The sequence below is a fragment of the Flavobacterium akiainvivens genome (genome assembly GCF_001278115.1).
In the GTDB taxonomy this organism is placed as follows: Bacteria; Bacteroidota; Bacteroidia; order Flavobacteriales; family Flavobacteriaceae; genus Flavobacterium; species Flavobacterium akiainvivens.
Map to the genome: position 1 here is coordinate 1,234,821 of NZ_LIYD01000005.1, position 20,469 is coordinate 1,255,289.

Sequence of the window (20,469 nt, forward strand, 5' to 3'; positions counted from 1 at the left end):
TTATTTACTTTTTATATTTTGTGGTCCTGGCATCGTTTATTACGCCTTTCCAGTTCAGGCCAAAGCCAAAGTCATAGGCATTGCCCTCGCTGTCAAGGTGTGGTTCCATATCAAACGGAACGTCTTCTTTTTGTGCCTCAACCGTTTCCATATTAGCAGGCATTTGCAGCGGCAACAGCCCGGATGGTTCTGCCTTACCCGAAATAATATCAAGCACCGCCTGTGTAGACACACCAAAATTGAGCACAATGCCCTCTACCTGGTTTTCAAATTCTGAGAATATCATAGGCTTATCTGCCGTTACCGAAACAATAACCGGCTTATCGCCCATCAGCATTTTGGTATCTTCAATAGTCCTCAAATCCATAATATTGCTGGCCGTAGTGGTTTTGCCTTTGTAGCTGCGGTTGGTTATGGTTGGGTCTATAACCGCATCTCCGGCTGCTATGCTTTGCTCACGCGCCGTAGTGGCAGTATAAGTACCATATTGCAGCGAAATGGGAACATAGCCGTTGCCACCCTCTTTACGGTCTACAGCACTATAACCGCCTTCCTTACTTTGCGGATTTCTGACGAATACAAGGGCAAAATCAGCTTTAGATGGATCTTCGGTTACATTGTAGTATTTTTTGACCAGGTTAAGGTCTACCGGGTAGTCAAACGTTGCCGGTGTAGGAATTCCCCACCAGTCGGTTTTTACAGGCGTGTAAATTTTAGGCACATACACGGTTTTCTTTTCCGTTACCGGAAGCGCCTGTGCCTTGTTTTTAAGCAACACAACCGACTTTAGCTGCGCCTCATAACCGGCTTTCATAAACTCGGGCTTGCCTACAGTAGCCTTGGTTTGGGCTACATCCAGGTATGGGTTTTCAAACAACCCCGTACGGAAAATATTCTCCAGCAGGCGCACGGCACTGCGCTCAAAACGCTTGCGCATGAATTTTTTGCCGAACTCCTTAACGCCCATTTGGTAGGCTTCAAGCACAGGGCCTTTATCGTTATTTCCGCCAAACTGGTCTACACCTGCCATAAGCACCTTATAATGGCGCTGCGCAATGGTTAGCACCTCAGCACCCCACGGCTTACCGGCAAAGTCTCCGGGTGTTTTACCCTCGTCGGCAGTAATAAGCCAGTCGGTACATACCACGCCGTCATAACCGTATGTATCACGCAGCAATTCAGTAATCATGTACTTGCTAAAGCCGTTGCCTACGTTTTCATTATACTTGGTGTCGCGGTCAAAGCTTATGGTATAATACGGCATTACCGCCGATGCCTTTTTGGTACCGCCCTCAAGCTTAAACGCCCCTTCAAGGAAGGGTTTTGTGTGGCTGGCAAAGTTGTTACCCGGGTATACGGCATACTTGCCCATGGCCCAGTGCCCGTCGCGGCCGCCTTCTTCAGGGCCGCCGCCCGGCCAGTGCTTTACCATGGCGTTAACGCTGGTATAGCCCCATCCATCTTTAATTTCAGTTGTTTTGTCAGATGTCTGGAAACCCTCCACATAAGCCTTAGCCATATCAGTAACCAGCTGCGGCGATTCGCCAAACACATAGCCTATGCGGTACCAACGGGGCTCAGTACCCAAATCAATTTGTGGCGAAAGCGCCGTGGCAATACCCAGTGCGCGGTATTCCTGTGCGGCAATGCGGCCAAACTGTTTTACCAGCTCAGGGTCAAACGTTGCACCCATGGCAAGCCCATCAGGCCACAGCGAAATGGTGCCACCCGCACCGGCGTTAAATTCAGAAGTTACTGTGGCGGTATGGCGTGGGTCGCTGCTGTTATTCGCAGGAATGCCCATGTCCAGCCCCTCTACAAAAGCCTGTGCAGTATTGTTCCATTTAGCGGCTACCTCGGGCGACTCTAATGCCGTTAGCAGCACGTGGCGCAGGTTATCTTCCTTAAGGAATTTCTTTTGCTGGTCGCTTAGTTCATACGGCTGCATGCCGCTTTCTTCAAAGGGTTTGCCGTTGTAAGTACCCGCGCCAAAACCCACGGGATTACTGGGCAGCTTTTGGTGTTGGCTGTACAGCATAAGCCCCGCAATTTGCTCAACCGTCATTTTAGATGCCAGGTCTTTGGCACGTTCATTGGCCGGAAGCCGCCAGTCTTCATACTTGTCGAGCTTTCCGTTTTTATTGAGGTCTTTAAACTTCTCGCCGTTAACGGTAAGTATCTTTACGCCACTGGTGCTGCTGTAGCCCAGTACCGTACCGCTTTTGCTTGTTACGGTTTTAAAACCAGCCTCTTGTGCCAGGCCTGCCTGCACGGCAAGCGCCATGCAAAAGCCCGCTATTGTGTATTTGTTCATGGTATTATTTTTTGTTGAATAACTGAAGCTTCGCATAAAAATCATCAAACATCAGGCGGTTATCCAGGTGGTGGTATACACGTATATTCCTGCCCGAGTGGTTTACTTCATACAGCCCGGCATCGTTTACTTTTGGCGCCTGCTTAACGGCATAAAAGCTTGAAGACGGGTCGGCCTCAAAGGCGCTTTGCAATGCAGTAAGCAGCACCAGCGGAGAGTCGCCCATTATATAGGTTTCGCCGGTGTAAATTTTGTACTGGTTGGTGAGCTCAACAACACGGTCTATCTTTTCGCTAAGGTATTTACCAATGCTCCCCTGCGGTTTTACCTTAGTAAGCAGTTCAGAATATGCCATAAGCGTTTCGCGATAGGCATTGCGTGGCACCTGCCACAGCGGTATGTTGCTTTGGTTAAAAATTACCTGTACCGCCTTAATGTCAATATTGGTATTGTATTCCAGCGGTGTATAGCCCGGTGGTGGCATGGCAATATCTGTATATTCAGGCCCACCTATCCATATCAGCGTAAGTTTATCAGCAATTTGTGGCTCTAAAAGATAGGCACTGGCAATTTCGGTAAGGCCACCACCGCATACAACGTAAAGGGGAGTTGTAACATCAGTACGCATGGCTTCTTTTACAATGGCCTTTGCCCCTTCAGAATTTATAGCTGTTTTTGCATCAGTAAGTGCCGTATTGCTGCCCTGGTATACGGTAAACTTATCCTGTAGCTTCATGAGCTTTAGTACCTCGTTTACATTGTTTACAGCGTGTGTGGCGGTTTGGTCAGAACTGTCAAAACCATCTCCGGGGCGCAGGTGCGAGCCTATTATACCCCTTATTTCTACCGATGGCGAAAGCACGTGGTGCACCAGCTGAAAAAGCCCGTCAGGGTCGCCCGCATAATCATTATCCAGTATTACCCTCATGCGCGGCTGTATGTTGCTTTGGGCAACAGCTGTAAACACGCACAGGCAAAGGGCAAGCAGGGTTAAACATTTTGTTTTCATAATAGTATAAATAAAAGGGCAGCGCCAGGTGGCACTGCCCGTTATGCATTAAAAGTTAAAGTTTACCGATAGCTGTACCGTAAACGGCCTTATGTAAGAACCTGTAAGCACCTGTCCGTAGTAAGGGCTGGCATCGTTTATAAGCTCGGCACCGTTAATGGTTCCTTTAGCACCGGTTTGGTTAAGGAAGTTTACCACCGTAGCTCCAAAACCTAAGTGGTCGTTATACTGGTAGTTGATACCGCCAAAGTTTTCCCACCTTGGGGCAAAATACAATGCATTTGTAATGTTTGCATACTGCTTGCTGAAGTAACGGAAACTGGCCCAGAACCTCCATTTATCAACCGAGTAGCTTGGGTCTATTTCCATAAGCACATTAGAAATTTCCAGTACGGTCTTATCGCTGTAATTGTAGTTATTGCCAAAAGCCGAGAAAGAAAAATCTTTGTAAACCGGGTCTTGCAGGGTAATAAGATAATGAAGGTTAAAGCCTTTAAAAGGGGTAATCATCATATCGGTTGTCCAGCCAAGGGTTTGTATGTTGTAGAATATAGTGGCCTGCTGGGTTTCGGTTTCATCTACCGGGTTAACCAGGTTAAAGCGGTTCAGGTAGTTGTTTTTTGTAAGGTAGGTAGCCTGAGATACAAGGCTAAAGTATGGCGTGTTCCAAAATACCCCCACTCCTGCAAGCGGGCTACGGCTCTTAACCACACTTGGCGGTATGGCTGTAGAAAAGCTCTCTAAACGGCCGTTTTCTTCGGTATACAGAAAGTTTGCCAGCGCACCAAAGTTTTTGGTAATGTTATAGTTGGCATTAACCGTACCGGCAACGTGAAAATAGCTGTCGTTAATATTAGTCAGCTCGGCATCCTGCATGGTAAACCCTGCCGAACGCGGGGTTTGGCTATAGTTACCGTTTAATATCTGGCTCCTTAGCATAAGGCCTGTTTTAAGGCTAAACCTTTCAGATACTTTCCAGTTGTCTGTACCATAAACCGAAAACTTGTTCTCAGTTCCGTCAAAATATTCTGCACTTGAGTTGTAGCCGTAAAAGCCATACTCATCTGTACCCGGGCCTATAAGGCGCTGCGGCTGGTCTTCCACCGTTTGGAAAAACAGCGAACGGTTAGAATGGTATTTGTCTACATGGTAGTACTGCTCTAAAATACCAAGGCTAAGGTCGTGACCCTTAATTTGTTTGTTTAATGAAAAACGCCCCATTATAGATGTGGTGGGTATGCTTGGGCTGTTCATACCCAGTTGTGTGCCCACATTACCTTCATAAGCCTGGCCGGTTTCGGCAATGGTATAACCATCTGCCCCGGTAGCGTTAAATATACTTAGCGGTATGCTGTACATAAGCGATGCTTTTGCCAGGTGCAAACGGGTGGTATACTTAAAGTTCCAGCCGTTATCTAACCTATAATTACCAAAAACATCTACCGTGTGGCTCCTGTTTGTGTTATCACGGCCGTCAAACGCGCCCCAGTAATAGTCTCCGCTAACGGCATCCTGAAACCTGATCTTGCCATCCCTCACATAATAAGAGCTATTGCCTATTTCAAAGCCCGGTATTTCAGATGCCTTACCGTTAGGGCCATATTCAAATACGGCATAATTGGTATTTACATAAGAGTCGGCATACTTATAAAACACGTTAAACTCACCTCTGTCATCTTTAAAAAACTTGGTTACACCTGCCCTGAAAATCTTGGTTTGGTCTTCATAACGGTTAAAGCCAACATCATAGGTAGACGGGTCGAAGTTTAAAAATGCCCCGGCCGAATAACTCCAGCCGTTTTTAGATATTGGGCCAGATACATTTATATCGCCCTGAAGCCAGCCAAAGTGGCTTCCCGAAAGGCTGCCTTTAACCTTAAAGTCTTTGGTGCCGTTTTGGGTGTACGAGTTTACCGCAAAACCCAGGTCGCCCATGTTTGTGGCAAGGTCTTCCATTTTTAGCAGCCCCGTGTTTTGCAGGCTAACGCTTTGCCTCCAGGTTTTGTTGGGCAGCTCCGGCCAAAAAAAGTACACCACAGGCAAATCATTCTCAAGGATTGTAATACCACCTACCGATGCCGGAAGGCCAATATTTACATCCCTTGGGCCTGAGTTGCTCGATGCGTTAAGCATTACGTTACGGTCGCCGCCGTTGTCTGTCTTAATTTTTTCGTTAAGCTTGATGGAGTCCTGTACCGTTAGCTTTGTGTCTTCCTGTGCTGTTACGGTTCCGGCTACCATAAGCAGCCCGCCCAGTACTAATTTAAAACCGCTTTTCTTCATTTTGTCTGCTTGTGTCTGTTTAGGTTTCATGAATAAAGCTTAGTTTAAAAAACAGGTTGATGGTTCTACGGGCTGCACGTGCCTGCGTTTGGTTTCAATGCCGCAGTTTGGGAGCAGCATTGCAGTGTAGTTATTATACATATAAACTAAAGTTTGGGTTACATCGTTTGCGAAAACAAAACAAGTTTGCTTCAATACGAAGCAATATTAATTTAAAATTTCTTTGCTTCAAAAGAAAGCATAGAGAAAATTCAAAAAAACTTTGTGATAATTTTAAAACCTCAACTTTTTAACAGTAATAAAATATAATTATTCACTACATCGATGTATATAAAAACTAATAAATGATGTGTTTTTATTAGCATTTAAGGGTTATCTTTGAAAAATGTTTAAAAGTTTAGTTGATAAAATGCTGGCTAACTCTAAGGTGTACAGCGAGCTTTATCTATCCCATATTTCTATTGACAGTGTAGTTTTTGGCTTTCATGATGATTGCCTTAAGGTGTTGCTTACCCGTTTTGAAGGCGAAGACAACTGGGCATTACCCGGTGGTTATGTACAGCACGAGGAAAATATTTATGATGCCGCCAAACGCATATTGCAGCAGCGCACGGGCGCTACCAATATTTTCCTGAAACAGTTTGAAACATTTGGAAAAACAAACCGTTCTGAAGGCTTTTTTGAAGGCCTGCCCGATGATTTATGGCAAAAGAAACGCTTCATATCCATAGGCTATTATGCCCTGATTGACTTTACCACATTAAGCCCTGAAATTGATATGTTTAGCGATGCCTGTTCCTGGCATGATAGTGCAGATTTGCCGGGCTTTTCTATGGACCATAAAGAAATTTATGATGCCGCCCTGCTGCAACTAAGGCGCGATTTAAACTATAAGCCTGTGGGCTACACCCTGCTGCCCGAAAAATTTACAATGCCGCAGCTCCAGCGCCTGTATGAGGTAATACTGGGCAAAGAACTTAACAGGGGCAATTTTTACAGGAAGATGATGCGCTACAACATACTCCAAAAGCTGGAAGAAACCCGTAAGGGTGGTGCACACAAAGCCGCAAACTATTACAGCTTTGACAAACAGCGTTATGAGGAAGCGCTTAATAATGGCTTTCAGGAAAGCTGGTAGGCTACCCCCTGCTATCGTATTAAACTAAAATGGCTGCTGAATGTTTTTTCTACCGGCTGCCCGCCCGAAATATTTTCAAGATAGTTAACCTTAAACCAGTAATCGGTTGAGGGCAGGTTTTTGCCCTTAAACGTGCCATCCCACCTTTCATTTCCCGAAAGGGAATGCAGCAGCTTGCCATAGCGGTCAAAAATATAAGTTTGCCTTATGGTTATAGCAGTATAATTATTAATGTTTATAAGGCTCCAGTAATCGTTTATACCGTCTCCGTTAGGGCTAAAGTACCGCGGATAATCTATTACCCTAACTACAAAAGTACCTGCTGCACACTGGCCTTCATCGGCATAAAAAGTATGGTAGGTTACATAGCCATCTGCTGTTGTTGCCCAATAACCGGTTATACCGTTTAAAGATGTATTGGGGAAGGTACCCGGCTGTCCGCCAAAAAAATATTCCTGCTGTAATGCAAACTCCGGCACAATAAGGCCTATAACCTCAATCTGTAGCGTGTATTGAACACCGTTGCTGCAATCGGCGGTTTGTACCGTAAATACATACGTTTGCTGACCTGTGGCGCTTGTATTAATTGCCGCCGGGCTCCACGAACCGGTAAACCCGTTTGCCGAAATTGAAGGCAAGGCAGGCGCATATCCATTTATACAGTACTGTTGTTGTATGTTAAATACCGGCTGTTCGGGCAATAGTACCTCTATGGTTACCGGTTCCCTTACCGATGTACACCCTGCTGTATTAACGGCCTCTGCCCAGTAGGTGGTATCAGTACCAATATTTGGAGTAGTGAATGGATTACCGGTAAACACGGGTGCAGTAGCCGTTTCTGAATTGTACCAGTTTATAATATTATCCGCACTATTGGTGTTTGCCGTTAACTGCACTGGTGTATCTGCACACACATCATAATCCGGTGCTGCCACAGTTACCGTAGGCACATCATATACCAGGCTTACCGTGCGGATAACATAACATCCGTTTTCATCGGTTACCCTAACCCATACCGTACTATTTTGGGTAATACTATATTGCAATGCCAGCACATTTTGGTTGTCTTCAGCATCTTCAAGGGTTTGGAAAAAAGCAAACTGGTAGTTTCCGTTTTGGGGGTTTAGCCCTGTAGTACTGTCCTGCAGGTTAAAGGTGTGCTCCTCCCCTTCATTTTTACATACCGTAAGGGTAGCGTCAACCACATCGGGCGGACCGGTTATGGTTATATCAAAATGCCTTATGTATTCTTCGCCTTCAACAATTAGCGTAAGGATTATGGTATATGCCCCGGGTTCGTTATAATAATGGCTGGGATAAAAATCAGTAGCTGTAGTGCCATCGCCAAAATCCCAGTTTATGCTGTCTATATCGCCACCCTGGCTGCAAAAATCAAAGTCCAGCGGTGTGCCGGTACAATAAGACTGCTCCTGGTGTATAGAAAGGCTGTTAACCGTTATGGCTATTCGGAAATAGCTGTTAAGAAATGTGGGCAGGCCTAATCCTGCACCCGATTCAAAATACCCCAGGTAAAACCCCTGGTTATCAAACCCCGGGGCTGCACCTGTAACCGGGTTGTAAGCCACATCAGGATTAGTAATCACTGCCAAATAAGCATCTTCGTCCATGCCCTGGTTTTGGTATATTTTACCGTCAAGCCCCATTTGCAGTGCCCCATAAACATGTGTTTCCCCTAAAACATATTCTGAGCCTGCAATGGGGCTTTGGGTTAAATTATATTGTATTGTTTCATGCCTCATGGTTATATCTGAATCGTTACCGGGATATAAGCGCTGCATTTTACTGCAATATAAAAGCTGGTTGTTTGGAGAAAATTCAATCCCATAATAATGTATACAGGCGGGGTTTGTACTGTTTGGGGCATAAATTAATATTTCGTTAGAAACACTGCCTGTAAGGTTGTCAAAATCATAAACGGCAAGGTAACCGTTGTTGTGCCAATAGTTCTCGCTCTCACCGGCCATAGCAAGCCTTGCACCGTTGTGGGAGGGCTTCAGGTAACCTATATAGGTACTGCCCCCAAATATTTGGGGAGACGGGCTAACAACAGGGGTTAGGTTTACACCATCAGGCGTTACGGAAAAAGAGTAAAAATTACCCTCAAAATGGGTAACAATCCAGTAGCCGGTTTTATCGGCATTGGTTATGGCGGCCAGCCTTTCATAGCCCTGCTGAATGCCGTTTATGGGTATTTCTATATTTTTTTGGGTTACTGCACCAAGCCCGTTATTAAGGCTCATGTCTACAATATTATATTCCATGCCGCGCTTTGGCCTGAAAAAAGGCACTTCCTCGTCGCGCACATCAATGGTAAAAACATAGTAAATGTTACAGTCATCGGGCTTAGGCACTATTACTGCCGATGACGTGCTTGAGTTGTCGCCCCGCAGGCCAAAACCGTTTTCCATTACAGTATGTTCATGGGTATAAACATAGCGCCCGTTAGTATAAAACAGCAGGTTGCCGTCTTCGTCAGATATGCTGGCTGTTCCCTCTAATGCCACTACCTGCCCGTTGGGTTCTATTTGTGGTGCACCACTGCTAAAGTCTACCCCGGCATTACCGCCAAAAAACCAGTGTGCCGTTTGCATTTGCCCCTGTGCCTGCACCATATAATGGCTTAAAAAGAGTAGTACAATATAAAAAGTGGGCTTCATTTTTAGTGTTAGTTTTTTAAATATGAGGGTAATATGATAGTTTGTTGGATGTAAAAAAGTATTATAACAACAGGTAAATCAGTATTCTTGAAACAATTTCACAAACAAGCAGCACCATAAAAAACAGCGCTTTATGTTTGTTTCGGTTAAGGCTTATGGTAAATGTAAATCCGCTGTATAATAAATAAACAGATGTGGCTATAACGCTAACGGCAATAGCTACAAACAGTAAAATGGCAGCTACATCAAAAGCTAAAAAGTCATAAATGCCATTATTGAGCTTTACCGAATTAATAATCAGTATATCGCTAATAAAACCTTTTATGTTTAGTAACGTAAAGAGTACAAATGGCACACGGCTTATAAGCACCACGCCCAGTACCTGAAGCCATGATACACTGCCGTTTATATAGCGGGCCATACCGCTGTATAATACAAACAACAGCGCTACCACTATGCCGTTTTCAGCCCATATAAACATTTGCGGAAAATCGGCCAAATAACGGGCATCGAGCACGCCAAAATAATGAGTATGGGTATACATACTGGCAAAAATGAGCAACAAAAAACCGGCTATGCCCAGTATAAGCACACGGGTTTCATTCTCATTTTTATATACATACCGCAATAAAATTGTTGAAAGCATTTAGTGTTTTATAAAAAAGCGCTACCCCGGCAGTAAACCTGCACAGGGTAGCAGCTAATAATTATTGTTTAAGCATTTTAAATGCCATTGTATGCTCCTGGTTTTTAACCCTTACCATGTAAGTACCCTGGGTTAAGGCAGACATATCTATACTTGATATACCATCATTATCTATAAGGCTTATAACCCTCCTGCCGGTAATATCAAATACCTCCGCATTGGTTATACCATCCTGCGCAGAAAAGTACAGCCTGTCTTTAACCGGGTTAGGATAGTAAGCAAATGCAAGTGTTTGCCCGTCAAGCCCCACAAGCCTCGATACGGTTATTGCCACAGCTGCGCTTTCGCACCCGTTTACAACTGTACTGCATAATAAGTAGTGCCATCGGCTAAAAGCGTACCTGCCGGTATTTCGGTAGTCAGCGCTTCATCGCTATACCACACCACAGTTCCCGTAGTTTCTATAACAAGGCTGTTTAAAGTTGCGCCTTCTTCAAATTCCTGCTCTGCTTCAGTTGCAGGGGCATCGGGTACAGCATTTACCGTTACGGTTACCTCAACCCTTGCGGATGAACATCCGGTGGCGGTTTCTGCCTCTACCCAGTAAGTAGTATCGGCTGTAAGCTCAGGAGTTGTAAACGTAGCACCTGTAAACACAGGTTCGGTAGCATCAGCGCTGTCATACCAGTTAAGGCTTGCATTAGCATACAGCTCAGGCCCGGCCGTTGCGGTTAGTATACCGGTTGAGCCATTACACGCCGTTTGCCCGTCTTCAGCCTCGGTTGTAATTTGGGTAAGCGAACAGTTTTGGTATACTTTAGCTGCACCTGCACTCAAAAAATCGCCTACGTTTGCACCAGATATGCCCACGGCTACAATGCTACCGTCTGAAGACAGCGAAAGTGCCGTACCAAAATTGCTTTCGCCCGTTGCGGCAGAAGATATGGTTTCACCAGCCTGTACCCACTCGCCTTCTGTAAGCTGGTATACCTTAACATTACCCAGCATTGAAGATGACCTTGTACCTATTGCCAGTATTGAACCATCGGCAGAAAGGTCTATCATGTGCTTGGTATTTTCGTAGCTTGACCTTGAACCTTCTAAAGAGCCACCCACCTGCTGCCAGGTACCTTCGGTTTTTTGAAACACCCTTACATTGCCCACAGGCGTAGTAGTGCCTTCGTTTACGTACTGGTAGCTGCCCATTGCAACAACAGTACCGTCATGAGATACCGCAACGCTCGAACCACAACCCGCACCGGAACCCCAGTAATCTGTATACAGGCCTGCAAATGTTTCATCTAATACCCATTCGCCATTCTCTAAATTATATACGTTGGTATAACCGGGATTAGGGGTTATGCCTCCCGCAGCGCCTCTGGAACATCCTATAACCAATACACCACCATCGGCAGAAAGGGCTACAGATGAACCAAAATAGTTAAGATCTCCTGTACCGTACAAAGTACTGCCCAGCTGCACCCACTCGCCATCCTGCTTTTCAAATACTTTTACCGAGCCCGAATTATCGCCGTTAGTATCATTATAATCATCGCCTATTGCAAGGATATTGCCATCATGAGAAAGGTTAATATTACGCACACCCGGCTCAAAGATATCTTCGCCGGCCTGTACCCATTCGCCATCAGTAAGGTCAAAAATGCGTACGCGGTCGCTAAATATAATTTCATTTTCGTTTTGGGGGTTAATGTAGTAATAGCCCCTTTCTGCAATAACAATAGTAGTTCCGTCTTCAGACAGTAGTATATCATTTCCGCCACCGGGCACAAAATAATTACTGTTTGGCGGGCTTAAAAAAGGTTCGCCTCCCCAAATGGTGTCGCCCACCTGTGCCCATACACCAGACTGCCATGTGTATACATTAACATAACTATGGTCTTCAATAGTGCCGCCACTGCCCTGGGTGTCCGGAGCGCCAACTGCAAAGGTTGTACCGTCTGCCGAAAGCGTTATACTGTATCCTAATTGTAAATAGGCATCATTGGCCTGAATGGTTTCGCCTAATTGTTGCCAGTCCTGCGCGTGCGCTGTAAGCGAAAACAAGCCTGCCAGGCAAAATAAAAAAGTACTTTTTTTCATAGATAGATTTGTGTGGTTGTTAAACAAGCTGCAAAACATTTTTATTTGTTTTGCTTTCACAAACATAGCTATGAATGTACCCTGAAAGGTAAAAAACAATGTCCCGAAAGGTTCCCTGAAGCTTCCTTTCTTTATCCTAAGTTGTAGAATTACAACTATTTAAATAAAAACAGTTATAAATAACACATCAAAGCTAAAGGCTGCATAAAATTACAGTGCCTCAACCCATTTATAGAGGTTGTCTGAAGTAGAAAGCCCCAGCTTTTTGCGTGCCAGGTGCCTGCGGTTTTGTACCGTTTTGGGCTGTACAAATTTTATTGCCGAAATTTCTTTGCTGGACAGGTTTAGTTTAATCATGGCAAGGAGCTCAAGTTCATCATGCGTTATGCCGGGATTAATATCAAGTATGCGTTTTGTAAAATCAGGGTACGTTTGGTCAAACGCCAGTATAAATGCCTGCGAGTTTTCGCCCGATAGCTTTACAAGCTCTTCATATCTTTCGGGTGTTATGGTAACTTTTTGTTTTTTCTTACCTTTCCTAATAAAGTAAACGCTTAAAATAATAAGTGCCAAAGCACCACTTGCCGAAATCACAATCCCATACGGAAACAAACTGCCTTTGGCATCTTCCTTATTTTTTTCATCAAGCAGCTTTACGAGCGATTTATTCTTATTTTCTGAAATTGACAGTTTATACTGGTCTAATTTTCTTTTATATACATTGGCCTGATTAGCATCGCCCAGGCCATTATATGTTTTTATAAGGCTTTCATACAACTCCTGAACATTAAGAAAGTTTTTGTTTTCTTCAATGGTTTCGGCTTTCTTAAAATGACTCAACGCCTCGCTGTAATTTTTTCGTTGCAAATACACTTTACCCAGCACTATGTAGTTAAGAAACGTTAGCTCATGGCTGGACTCACTTACTTTGCGCAGTGAATTGGATTTATGGGCATAATACTCTGCCGAGTCTATATTTACTTCTAAATACGCCCCCGCAAGGTTAGCATAGTCCATGTATGATGTACCCCTTTTTAGCTCAGTATCCTTTAGTTTTTGGTGCTCTAAGAGTGCAAACCGTAAATATTGTATAGACTTGGGATATTCTTTTGTCTGGGTAAACAAATTAGAAAATGCCGTATACACCTTTGCCTTTTCCTGGATTACTTCTTTATCGGTAGCATTCAGCTTATCAAGGGCATCTAAAGCTTTTTGTAAATCAGCTCCTGACCTGCTGTACAACCCGTTAAAAAGGTAGGTCTGCGCCATATACTTATGCGCCACCGCCTCATACAAAAAACTGTTATAATCCAGTGATTTTCTCAGCAGCTTTTGGGCAGCATCGAGCATGTGCTCAAAATCTGCCTCAGAAAAATAGTAATAGTTATAGCGTTGTGCCAATAATTCAAGTTCCGCATCACGGTTATGCTGCTTTAATGCCAGGCCCATTAAAACATCGAGGTTTTTTAAATAGGCTTCCGGCTCGGTAAAAATCAGTTTCCTGTTATGTAAAACACGCTCTTCCAGGCTTTTTGATTCAGGAAGCACCTGTGCAGATACCATACTACCCACAAATAATCCCAATAAAAATATCAGCACGCCTCTCATCGCTATTTAGACTTAATTTAAATAGAAACAAAAGTATCATAATATTTATAATCTGCGAATATTTTTTAGCCCTTTACCCTGTTTTTACTACATAAATCACAAAATCAGGATAAAAATGCTTTTAATCTTTTACAGCGGGTAATGGCTTTAACTCATCGGGATTTTCCTTGGTAAAACTGTCCCAAACTTCTTTAGATGGCTCTGTAAAAAGTTTCTTTATCAGTGCTATATCTACACTTTCTTTAGGGTTAAACTCTGCCGAAGCCATATACCGTTTCAGGCTGTACAACAGTTGCCTTGAAACAACATCTTCTTTGTTATTCGTAAAAAGATTGGCACTACAAACTATTATCTTACCATTACCGCAACGGGCTTCAAACAGGAGAGCAAGCTTGCGGTTCATAAACCAGGTATCTATGGGCTGCACCAACGGCCTGAACCCCTGCGGAAAATCTTCGAGGTTCATTACCTGTGCCCTGTTTACAATTTCCCACCATTGCAAATCACTATGGTAAGATGTTGGGAAGTCTTTAAAAGCAGCACTGGCCGTATCTGCCAATATACCCAGGGTGTGTGGCGGCTTCATTTTAAACCACGATGTATTCCAGAACACCGGTGTAAAATACTGTTCTACCTCTTTGCCTTTTAACACTTTGCCAGCAGCGTTTAAAAACACCGTGCCGCCCTTTTTAAGTACGGCTTCGGCTTTGGCATCAAGCACATCTGTAAAATATACGTCAGTCTTTACATCAGGCAATTGTGCCGGGTATACCCAAATGCTCCAATTGTTTGTTATAGAAGTACCTTCAAGGCTCACCTCAAGCGTAAGCCGCTGTGCTGAAGTAACGGTATTCAGCGGGGTGCTTACAGTTCCTATCGTGCTAACCCCACCCCTGCTTATAGCCGGGGTGTTAAGGCTACCCTGCGCTATAATTGTTCCTCCATCATTTTTAAGGGTCCACTTTACTGCTGTATCTTTATAGTCGGCCGGGCCATAATGGTAGGCTTCAATAGTCGCGGTAAACGCTTCGTTACTGGTATAGGTAAATTTAGGGATGCGGCTCAGCAATACGGTGCTGTTGCAAAAACGGCTCCATTCTTCAGGCGATATATAGCCTTTTTCCTTCCAGAACGCATTGAGCACACCAATAATGGCACTGCCCTGCCCCGGGAAATCCTGCAAGCCAAGCAGCTGGAAGCCCGCGCTGTTTGCCGTACGCAGCGATTTTTCAATTTCCTGTTTGTAGCATAGTGCCTGCAACTTGCCCGAAGCCATTAAAAATTCCTGTGCAAGATTTCCCATACCGTGTGCTTGCAGGTCGGCCTCAAACAGTTCAAAATTTCGGGCACGCATTACCCCGGTGTACTCTTTTATCTCTTTAAAATCAGGAAAGACACACCATTGCCCCATTTCGTGGGTTATGTACGGAATATCAAACTGGGAAATCTTATCGTTATAATCCGTCATGGTTTCAGGCCGCTGGTTGTGCCAGTTTAGCCCGCGTGGCCCTGATTTAATCATATAATCGCTACCCGGATATAACGGCCAGCTCATAGCTACCGATGCCCCTGTATACAAATGCCTGCTGTCTTTACTTTTCCAGTATGCATTATAAGCCTCAAGGTAGGTTGCCTGGTTTTTACCGGCAGGCTCATTGCCCGATGCAAACAGGCAAAAAGACGGGTGGTTGCCGTAGCTTTGCATTATGCGTGCGGTTTCTTCATATAAATATTTATCTATAAAAGCGCCATCGCCTAATGTAGTGCCGTGGTTAGGCCATGTGGGGCCTTCCGGCTGAAGGTAAAACCCAACCTCATCTGCCGCGGTAAATGCTGCTTCGGGCGGGCACCATGAGTGGAACCTGAAATGGTTAAGGCCGTGTGCCTTTGCCGCTGCATATACCTGCTTCCATCCTTCTACATCGGTAGGCGGGTAACCCGTAAGTGGAAATTCGCAATTGTTTAAATCGCCCCTAAGATGTATTTTATTCCCGTTAAGGGTAATAAACCGTCCCTGTACTTTTACATCGCGCATCCCGAAGGTCACCTGCTGCTCATCCTTACCTTTACCGGTATCAAGGGTGGCCGTTAAGCGGTATAGCGCCGGGTTAAATTCATCCCACAACTGCATACCGTTGCCCAACACAAGTTCAGCTTCTACCACTGTGGTATCTGCGGCAACCGCCTTAAATTGCAGCTTACTTGTATCTATCTTATGTTTTTTAGTCGTATTAAAGCTTTCTGCACTAAGCATAATAGTCCCTTTTACCTGCTTAGCAGTACCATTGACAAATTGCAGTACCACACGTGCTTTTTTGCCCTGAACATCAGGATACACCTGCACATTGGTAATATGCACCAAAGGCTTAGCCTCAAGCACAATTTTGCCTACAATGCCGTTCCAGTTGCCCTGTGTATGGTCGCTCACGCTGTGCGAATCAGGCCCCACGTTCATTTTATCAATGCGATTATCTACCCTGATAGTTAGTACGTGGTTACCCGGTTTTAACCCTTTCGGAAGTAAATAAGTATGAGGCGCTACCAGCGAATTTTCCGTGCCCAAAAGCTTGCCGTCAAGCCACACTGCAGTTTGTATATGGCAGCGTTCCAGGAATAACGAAACCTGTTTTTGCCCCCACCCCTCAGGCAGGTTTATCGTTTTTTGATACCACGCCACCCCCACATAGTATTTTACGGGCGAGAGCCAGAATGGTATCTTTACATTCCCCGGCTCGCGGTATCGCGCAAGCGTAGGCCTGTGGTAATAAGAGCTGTCATAAATGGTGCCCGTCCACTTGGTATATAAATCCACCTCATCGCCCTTGTTATTTTCAGCCAGCGAACCGGGCAGCTTTACCGTTTCATTAGGCAGGGCTTTTTCAAACCATTTTTCACGTGTACCTTTATCCTCACGGTCGAGTGCAAAACGCCATTCCCCTGCAAGGTTTATTTGCTGTGCATATATCTGTGAAGAAAACAATAGTGATAGCAACAACAGCTTCACCCATACATTACCCCTTTTATTAATTTTTAAATGATATCTCTGAATTTGCATAAATCGGGACTTAAAATGTTATAGTGGTTTTATATTGGGTGGCAGCTGTTATAGCGCCTACTTTCAGGTATTTAGAGGCCGTGCCAAAATCGGGTATACTTTCCGGGTATGGTTGCAAATCGATTAGGTATGAAGCATTTTTTTGCATGGGCCTGAAATAAAATACCATTTCCTGTGACTTACCGTTTAAAAATTTCCGGAGGCCTATTTGCCAGGGTATGCCTTTGTAAAACTCATCGGCCACGAGCTCTCCGTTTAAAAAGCCCATAGCGGTATCGGCAGTATAGTTTACGGTAAGCAACACATCATTAGCATTTTCAGGCAAAGAAGCCGGGAGCGTAACAGCCCACTTATTAGCGCTTACCTGCCTGCTACTTATGGCAATATCTGTTTTAGGCAGGGTTATTTTATACCTCGAAAAAACATCATCATCATGTAGCCTTTCTGCGTTTCCTGCTCCAATAGCAGGCATAACGTTGTATTTTGGGTATATGCTCACCTCAAATTCCGGAACATCGCTAACACACTCAAACCCTTTTTTGTGTTGCAGTACCAGGGCATCGCTAAACATAAAATACTGCTTGTTGCCAATTGTAACCCTGTATGACTTTAACGCTGTGGCTTTGTCAACCACCAGTATTTTAACCGATTTTCCGTTGGCGGTAAGCTTGAATTCTGTAATTGCGTTGTTACATTTTATTATGGTGCGACGGTTATTTTTATCTACAGTTATACCTTTACCTTCTACAGTCACACCGGGTGCAAAAGAAAACTCAGCGGCTGTACCATTTGGTGTAAAGAATGTATAATATCGGGCATCAGCTTTTTCATCTTTTGCCATTAACTGTGCTGTAGCATAATTGAGGTGCGCACCGTTTACATCCATATTAAAAGGGAAAACAGCATTTTCATCGCTATCCAGGTTTATGCCGCCGGTTTCGGGTATTGATATTTCGCCGCCCTTTGTCTTTATCCTGATGCGGAAGTTTTTCTGGGCAACCATTGTAGTATCATCCTGAAAATTATTAAGAAACAAAAAACCTGAACTGCCCTTTACACGTGCAGCATAGCGCAAATCAGTAATGTTTATAGGCTTAAGCTTCCTGGCATTTACAGGTAAAACCGTTTGCATTGGGGCGAGTTGGGCGCCAAAATCCTGTACAAAAAAATGCAGCAGTTTCAGCCTGTGGAAACCCTCGCGCACCTGTCCGTACTCACCTATGGGCGCCTGAAAATCATACGATATTTTAGGCAGCGCGTAGGCTTCATCGCTCATAAAAGAAGATTGCCCTTTAGGCGTAGAGCCGCCGTGGTACATATAATAGCCAATACCGTTTGCCCCACTGCCCAGGCAACGGTTTATCATGGCATCGAGGCTTTTGTGCACAGCAATGGGCCTGCGGGTATACACACTCATAATACCCGAACCCAGTTCGGCAGCAAACACCGGATACTCTTCAGGATTATAGCGTACCGGCGCATAATCAGGCGATTTGTGCATGTCCTTGTACAGGAAAAACGGCGAGTAATCCCGCTTTGGTGTCCAGAATGGGTAAGCATAGGCCGCCGTTACGGGTATCGATTCGTTTGGTATAATGGCCGCATTTCCCCAGCCTGTGGCAGTATAAAGAGGCACATCCATACCGGCTTTTACAGCCAGTGTTTTCAGCACCTTCATGTGGTCGTTGCCAAGGGCGGCATAAGGGTTTTCTGCTTCAGAAATGCCCACACCTTCCTGGGTAAGTGCCTGGTCGCGGTCAGCAGCGGTAAGATCGCCCGGCTGCCCGGGGTATGTAAGCCCCCATGGTGCGGCAGAGTGCTGGTATTCGTTTTCAATCTGTATACCTATTATGGGGCCGCCGTCTTTATAATACAACCCTTTAAGCTGCTTTGCGGTTTGCCCGTACAGGCGCTCTACATAAGAAAGGTACAGCGGATCGTTAGAACGTATGTTTAGCGGGCGCCCCAACAGCCAGTCCGGCAGCCCCCCGTTACGAATTTCGCCATGGCAAAATGGCCCTATCCTTACTATTACATAAATGTCATTGTCTTTGCACAGCTTTATAAAGGTGCGCAGATCTTTATCGCCATCCCATAAAAAAGTACCTTCCTTTTCTTCGTGCAGGTTCCAGAACACATAGGTGGCAATAACGTTAATGCCGCCTGCTTTCATTTTTTTTATGCTTTCATCCCAATACTGCCGGGGGTATCGCGTAAAATGAAATTCCCCCGTTATGGGTATTACCGGCTGGCCGCCAATTGTCATGTAATGGTTATTAAAGGCTATAGCCTGCCCGCCGGGATTGCTGCCTCCAAGATTCAGTGTTTCCCTAAAAGGCTTTTCATCCATTGTGGCATCAAGCTCATAAACCTGTTGCGCAACACCTGAAAAGGCAACTAAAACCAGTAGTGAGAAAAATAATTTTTTCATGATTTGTAAATCCGGCCTGTAACCGGTCTCCATAACCCAAAATAAAACGATTGCGTAAAAACATGCAATGGAATAAATTTTTATTTTGATGGATTTTCTTTCGAAAGCTTACTAAACCCTAAAGTAACAACAGCCGTATTAAAAGTTTGATATATGCCATAAACTCTTGTTTTATGCAGGAATATGGTATAAAGGCAATGGACAATAATTATATCATCATAAAAAATAAAAGCAGGACACGGCAGGATAATAATCATATCCATAAAAATGAAATTGCACCTAAGTATCATACAAAATCAGCCCATGCTTTTACAAAACCCTACAGGAAAACAAGAGGCTTTCGGCGGCAAAAAAGCAATTGCCGTACCACAATCTGTTATTGAAAACCAGTGTGTAAAAGACCCCATAATCAGCAACCTGTATATTACTAATATTGGGTATTATGACCAGGCACACAACCATTATTGCCAACGCGGCCAGGGTACAGGCCAGCATATACTTATTTACTGCACCCGTGGCAAAGGCGAAGTAACCATTCCCGGAAATAAATACGTGATTGAAGAAGGCACTGTACTGCTAATACCCGAAAATACACCACACGCTTATTGTGCTGACCCACAAAATCCCTGGACCATATTCTGGATACATTTTAAAGGCAATAACTCGGCTGATGTTGTAAGCCGGTTTAAAAAACGGCATGGCATAAAAGCCCCTATAAGTTCAGGAGCCCGCTGTGTAGAACTGTTTGATGAAATATACGGCCAACTGGAAAGGGGGTATAGTATTGATAACCTGATTAATGTAAATATGTGCCTGTGGCACTTTGTAAGTTCATTTTTATACAATGAGCCAAAATTGGCGGTTGAAGCCCACGAAAATAAAACCAAAACAGAATTTGCCATAGATTATTTTACCCGCAACCTTAACCGCACTATAAGCCTTGGCGAAGTAGCACGGGCTGTACATTTATCGCCTTCTCATTTTTCAACTTTATTTAAAGGCAAAACAGGTTTTTCTCCTATAGAATATTTTAACCAGCTTAAAATGCAAAAGGCCTGCCAGTACCTGCATTTTACAGAGTTGCGCATTAAAGATATTTCGAGGGAATTAGGCATAGCCGACTACTACTACTTTTCAAGGTTATTTACCAAAACCATGGGTATTTCGCCATTTGCATACAGAAAACAAAAGCTCAATACCCAGTAGT

The 20,469-nt window shown here is 44.4% G+C and carries 12 protein-coding genes; 2 read left to right on the forward strand and 10 right to left on the reverse strand.

Going from position 1 to position 20,469, the window contains the following annotated elements:
• Positions 1-4 precede the first annotated feature (4 nt).
• The 3 genes from AM279_RS05650 to AM279_RS05660 are packed head-to-tail and all read right to left on the reverse strand — an operon-like array spanning position 5 to position 5,636.
• Positions 5-2,314, reverse strand: coding sequence for a glycoside hydrolase family 3 protein (locus tag AM279_RS05650; RefSeq protein WP_082344185.1), 2,310 nt, complete (start codon positions 2,312-2,314; stop codon positions 5-7).
• Positions 2,315-2,318: 4 nt separating this feature from the next.
• Positions 2,319-3,323 carry a nucleoside hydrolase gene (locus tag AM279_RS05655; RefSeq protein WP_054406777.1) on the reverse strand — a complete coding sequence of 335 codons (1,005 nt, stop codon included), beginning with the start codon at positions 3,321-3,323 and terminating at the stop codon, positions 2,319-2,321.
• Between the two features lie 48 nt (positions 3,324-3,371).
• Positions 3,372-5,636: a TonB-dependent receptor gene (locus tag AM279_RS05660; RefSeq protein ID WP_054406778.1), complete on the reverse strand. Its 2,265-nt coding sequence runs from the start codon at positions 5,634-5,636 to the stop codon at positions 3,372-3,374.
• A gap of 355 nt (positions 5,637-5,991) precedes the next feature.
• Between AM279_RS05660 and AM279_RS05665 the strand changes: the two genes are divergently transcribed.
• Positions 5,992-6,744: an NUDIX hydrolase gene (locus AM279_RS05665; RefSeq protein WP_054406779.1), complete on the forward strand. Its 753-nt coding sequence runs from the start codon at positions 5,992-5,994 to the stop codon at positions 6,742-6,744.
• 11 nt (positions 6,745-6,755) lie between these two features.
• Here AM279_RS05665 and AM279_RS05670 read toward each other — a convergent pair whose 3' ends face one another.
• The 7 genes from AM279_RS05670 to AM279_RS05700 form a co-directional block, all read right to left on the reverse strand.
• Entirely contained in the window at positions 6,756-9,422 is a 2,667-nt protein-coding gene (locus tag AM279_RS05670; RefSeq protein ID WP_082344186.1) for a T9SS type B sorting domain-containing protein, read from the reverse strand.
• 61 nt (positions 9,423-9,483) lie between these two features.
• Positions 9,484-10,068 (reverse strand): hypothetical protein, encoded by a 585-nt coding sequence (locus AM279_RS05675; protein WP_054406781.1) that lies wholly within the window; start codon positions 10,066-10,068, stop codon positions 9,484-9,486.
• A 61-nt stretch (positions 10,069-10,129) separates the two neighbouring features.
• Positions 10,130-10,402 (reverse strand): T9SS type A sorting domain-containing protein, encoded by a 273-nt coding sequence (locus tag AM279_RS05680; protein WP_054406782.1) that lies wholly within the window; start codon positions 10,400-10,402, stop codon positions 10,130-10,132.
• A gap of 20 nt (positions 10,403-10,422) precedes the next feature.
• Positions 10,423-12,168, reverse strand: a complete 1,746-nt coding sequence (locus AM279_RS05685; protein WP_054406783.1) for an Ig-like domain-containing protein — start codon at positions 12,166-12,168, stop codon at positions 10,423-10,425.
• Between the two features lie 210 nt (positions 12,169-12,378).
• On the reverse strand, positions 12,379-13,776 hold the full coding sequence (locus tag AM279_RS05690) for a tetratricopeptide repeat protein (protein ID WP_143090334.1): 1,398 nt from the start codon (positions 13,774-13,776) through the stop codon (positions 12,379-12,381).
• A 121-nt stretch (positions 13,777-13,897) separates the two neighbouring features.
• Complete coding sequence (locus AM279_RS05695; protein WP_054406785.1) at positions 13,898-16,831, reverse strand: exo-beta-1,4-galactosidase; 2,934 nt, start codon at positions 16,829-16,831, stop codon at positions 13,898-13,900.
• Between the two features lie 10 nt (positions 16,832-16,841).
• Positions 16,842-19,262 (reverse strand): beta-galactosidase, encoded by a 2,421-nt coding sequence (locus AM279_RS05700; protein ID WP_074961457.1) that lies wholly within the window; start codon positions 19,260-19,262, stop codon positions 16,842-16,844.
• Between the two features lie 267 nt (positions 19,263-19,529).
• Between AM279_RS05700 and AM279_RS05710 the strand changes: the two genes are divergently transcribed.
• Positions 19,530-20,468 (forward strand): AraC family transcriptional regulator, encoded by a 939-nt coding sequence (locus tag AM279_RS05710; protein WP_201782533.1) that lies wholly within the window; start codon positions 19,530-19,532, stop codon positions 20,466-20,468.
• The last annotated feature ends 1 nt before the right edge of the window (position 20,469 follow it).

Excerpts from the sequence above, each read along its gene's own strand:
- AM279_RS05650 (WP_082344185.1), bottom strand. The coding sequence starts at position 2,314 with ATGAACAAATACACAATAGCGGGCTTTTGCATGGCGCTTGCCGTGCAG.
- AM279_RS05655 (WP_054406777.1), bottom strand. The coding sequence starts at position 3,323 with ATGAAAACAAAATGTTTAACCCTGCTTGCCCTTTGCCTGTGCGTGTTT.
- AM279_RS05660 (WP_054406778.1), bottom strand. The coding sequence starts at position 5,636 with ATGAAACCTAAACAGACACAAGCAGACAAAATGAAGAAAAGCGGTTTT.
- AM279_RS05665 (WP_054406779.1), top strand. The coding sequence starts at position 5,992 with ATGTTTAAAAGTTTAGTTGATAAAATGCTGGCTAACTCTAAGGTGTAC.
- AM279_RS05670 (WP_082344186.1), bottom strand. The coding sequence starts at position 9,422 with ATGAAGCCCACTTTTTATATTGTACTACTCTTTTTAAGCCATTATATG.
- AM279_RS05675 (WP_054406781.1), bottom strand. The coding sequence starts at position 10,068 with ATGCTTTCAACAATTTTATTGCGGTATGTATATAAAAATGAGAATGAA.
- AM279_RS05685 (WP_054406783.1), bottom strand. The coding sequence starts at position 12,168 with ATGAAAAAAAGTACTTTTTTATTTTGCCTGGCAGGCTTGTTTTCGCTT.
- AM279_RS05690 (WP_143090334.1), bottom strand. The coding sequence starts at position 13,776 with ATGAGAGGCGTGCTGATATTTTTATTGGGATTATTTGTGGGTAGTATG.
- AM279_RS05695 (WP_054406785.1), bottom strand. The coding sequence starts at position 16,831 with ATGCAAATTCAGAGATATCATTTAAAAATTAATAAAAGGGGTAATGTA.
- AM279_RS05700 (WP_074961457.1), bottom strand. The coding sequence starts at position 19,262 with ATGAAAAAATTATTTTTCTCACTACTGGTTTTAGTTGCCTTTTCAGGT.
- AM279_RS05710 (WP_201782533.1), top strand. The coding sequence starts at position 19,530 with ATGAAATTGCACCTAAGTATCATACAAAATCAGCCCATGCTTTTACAA.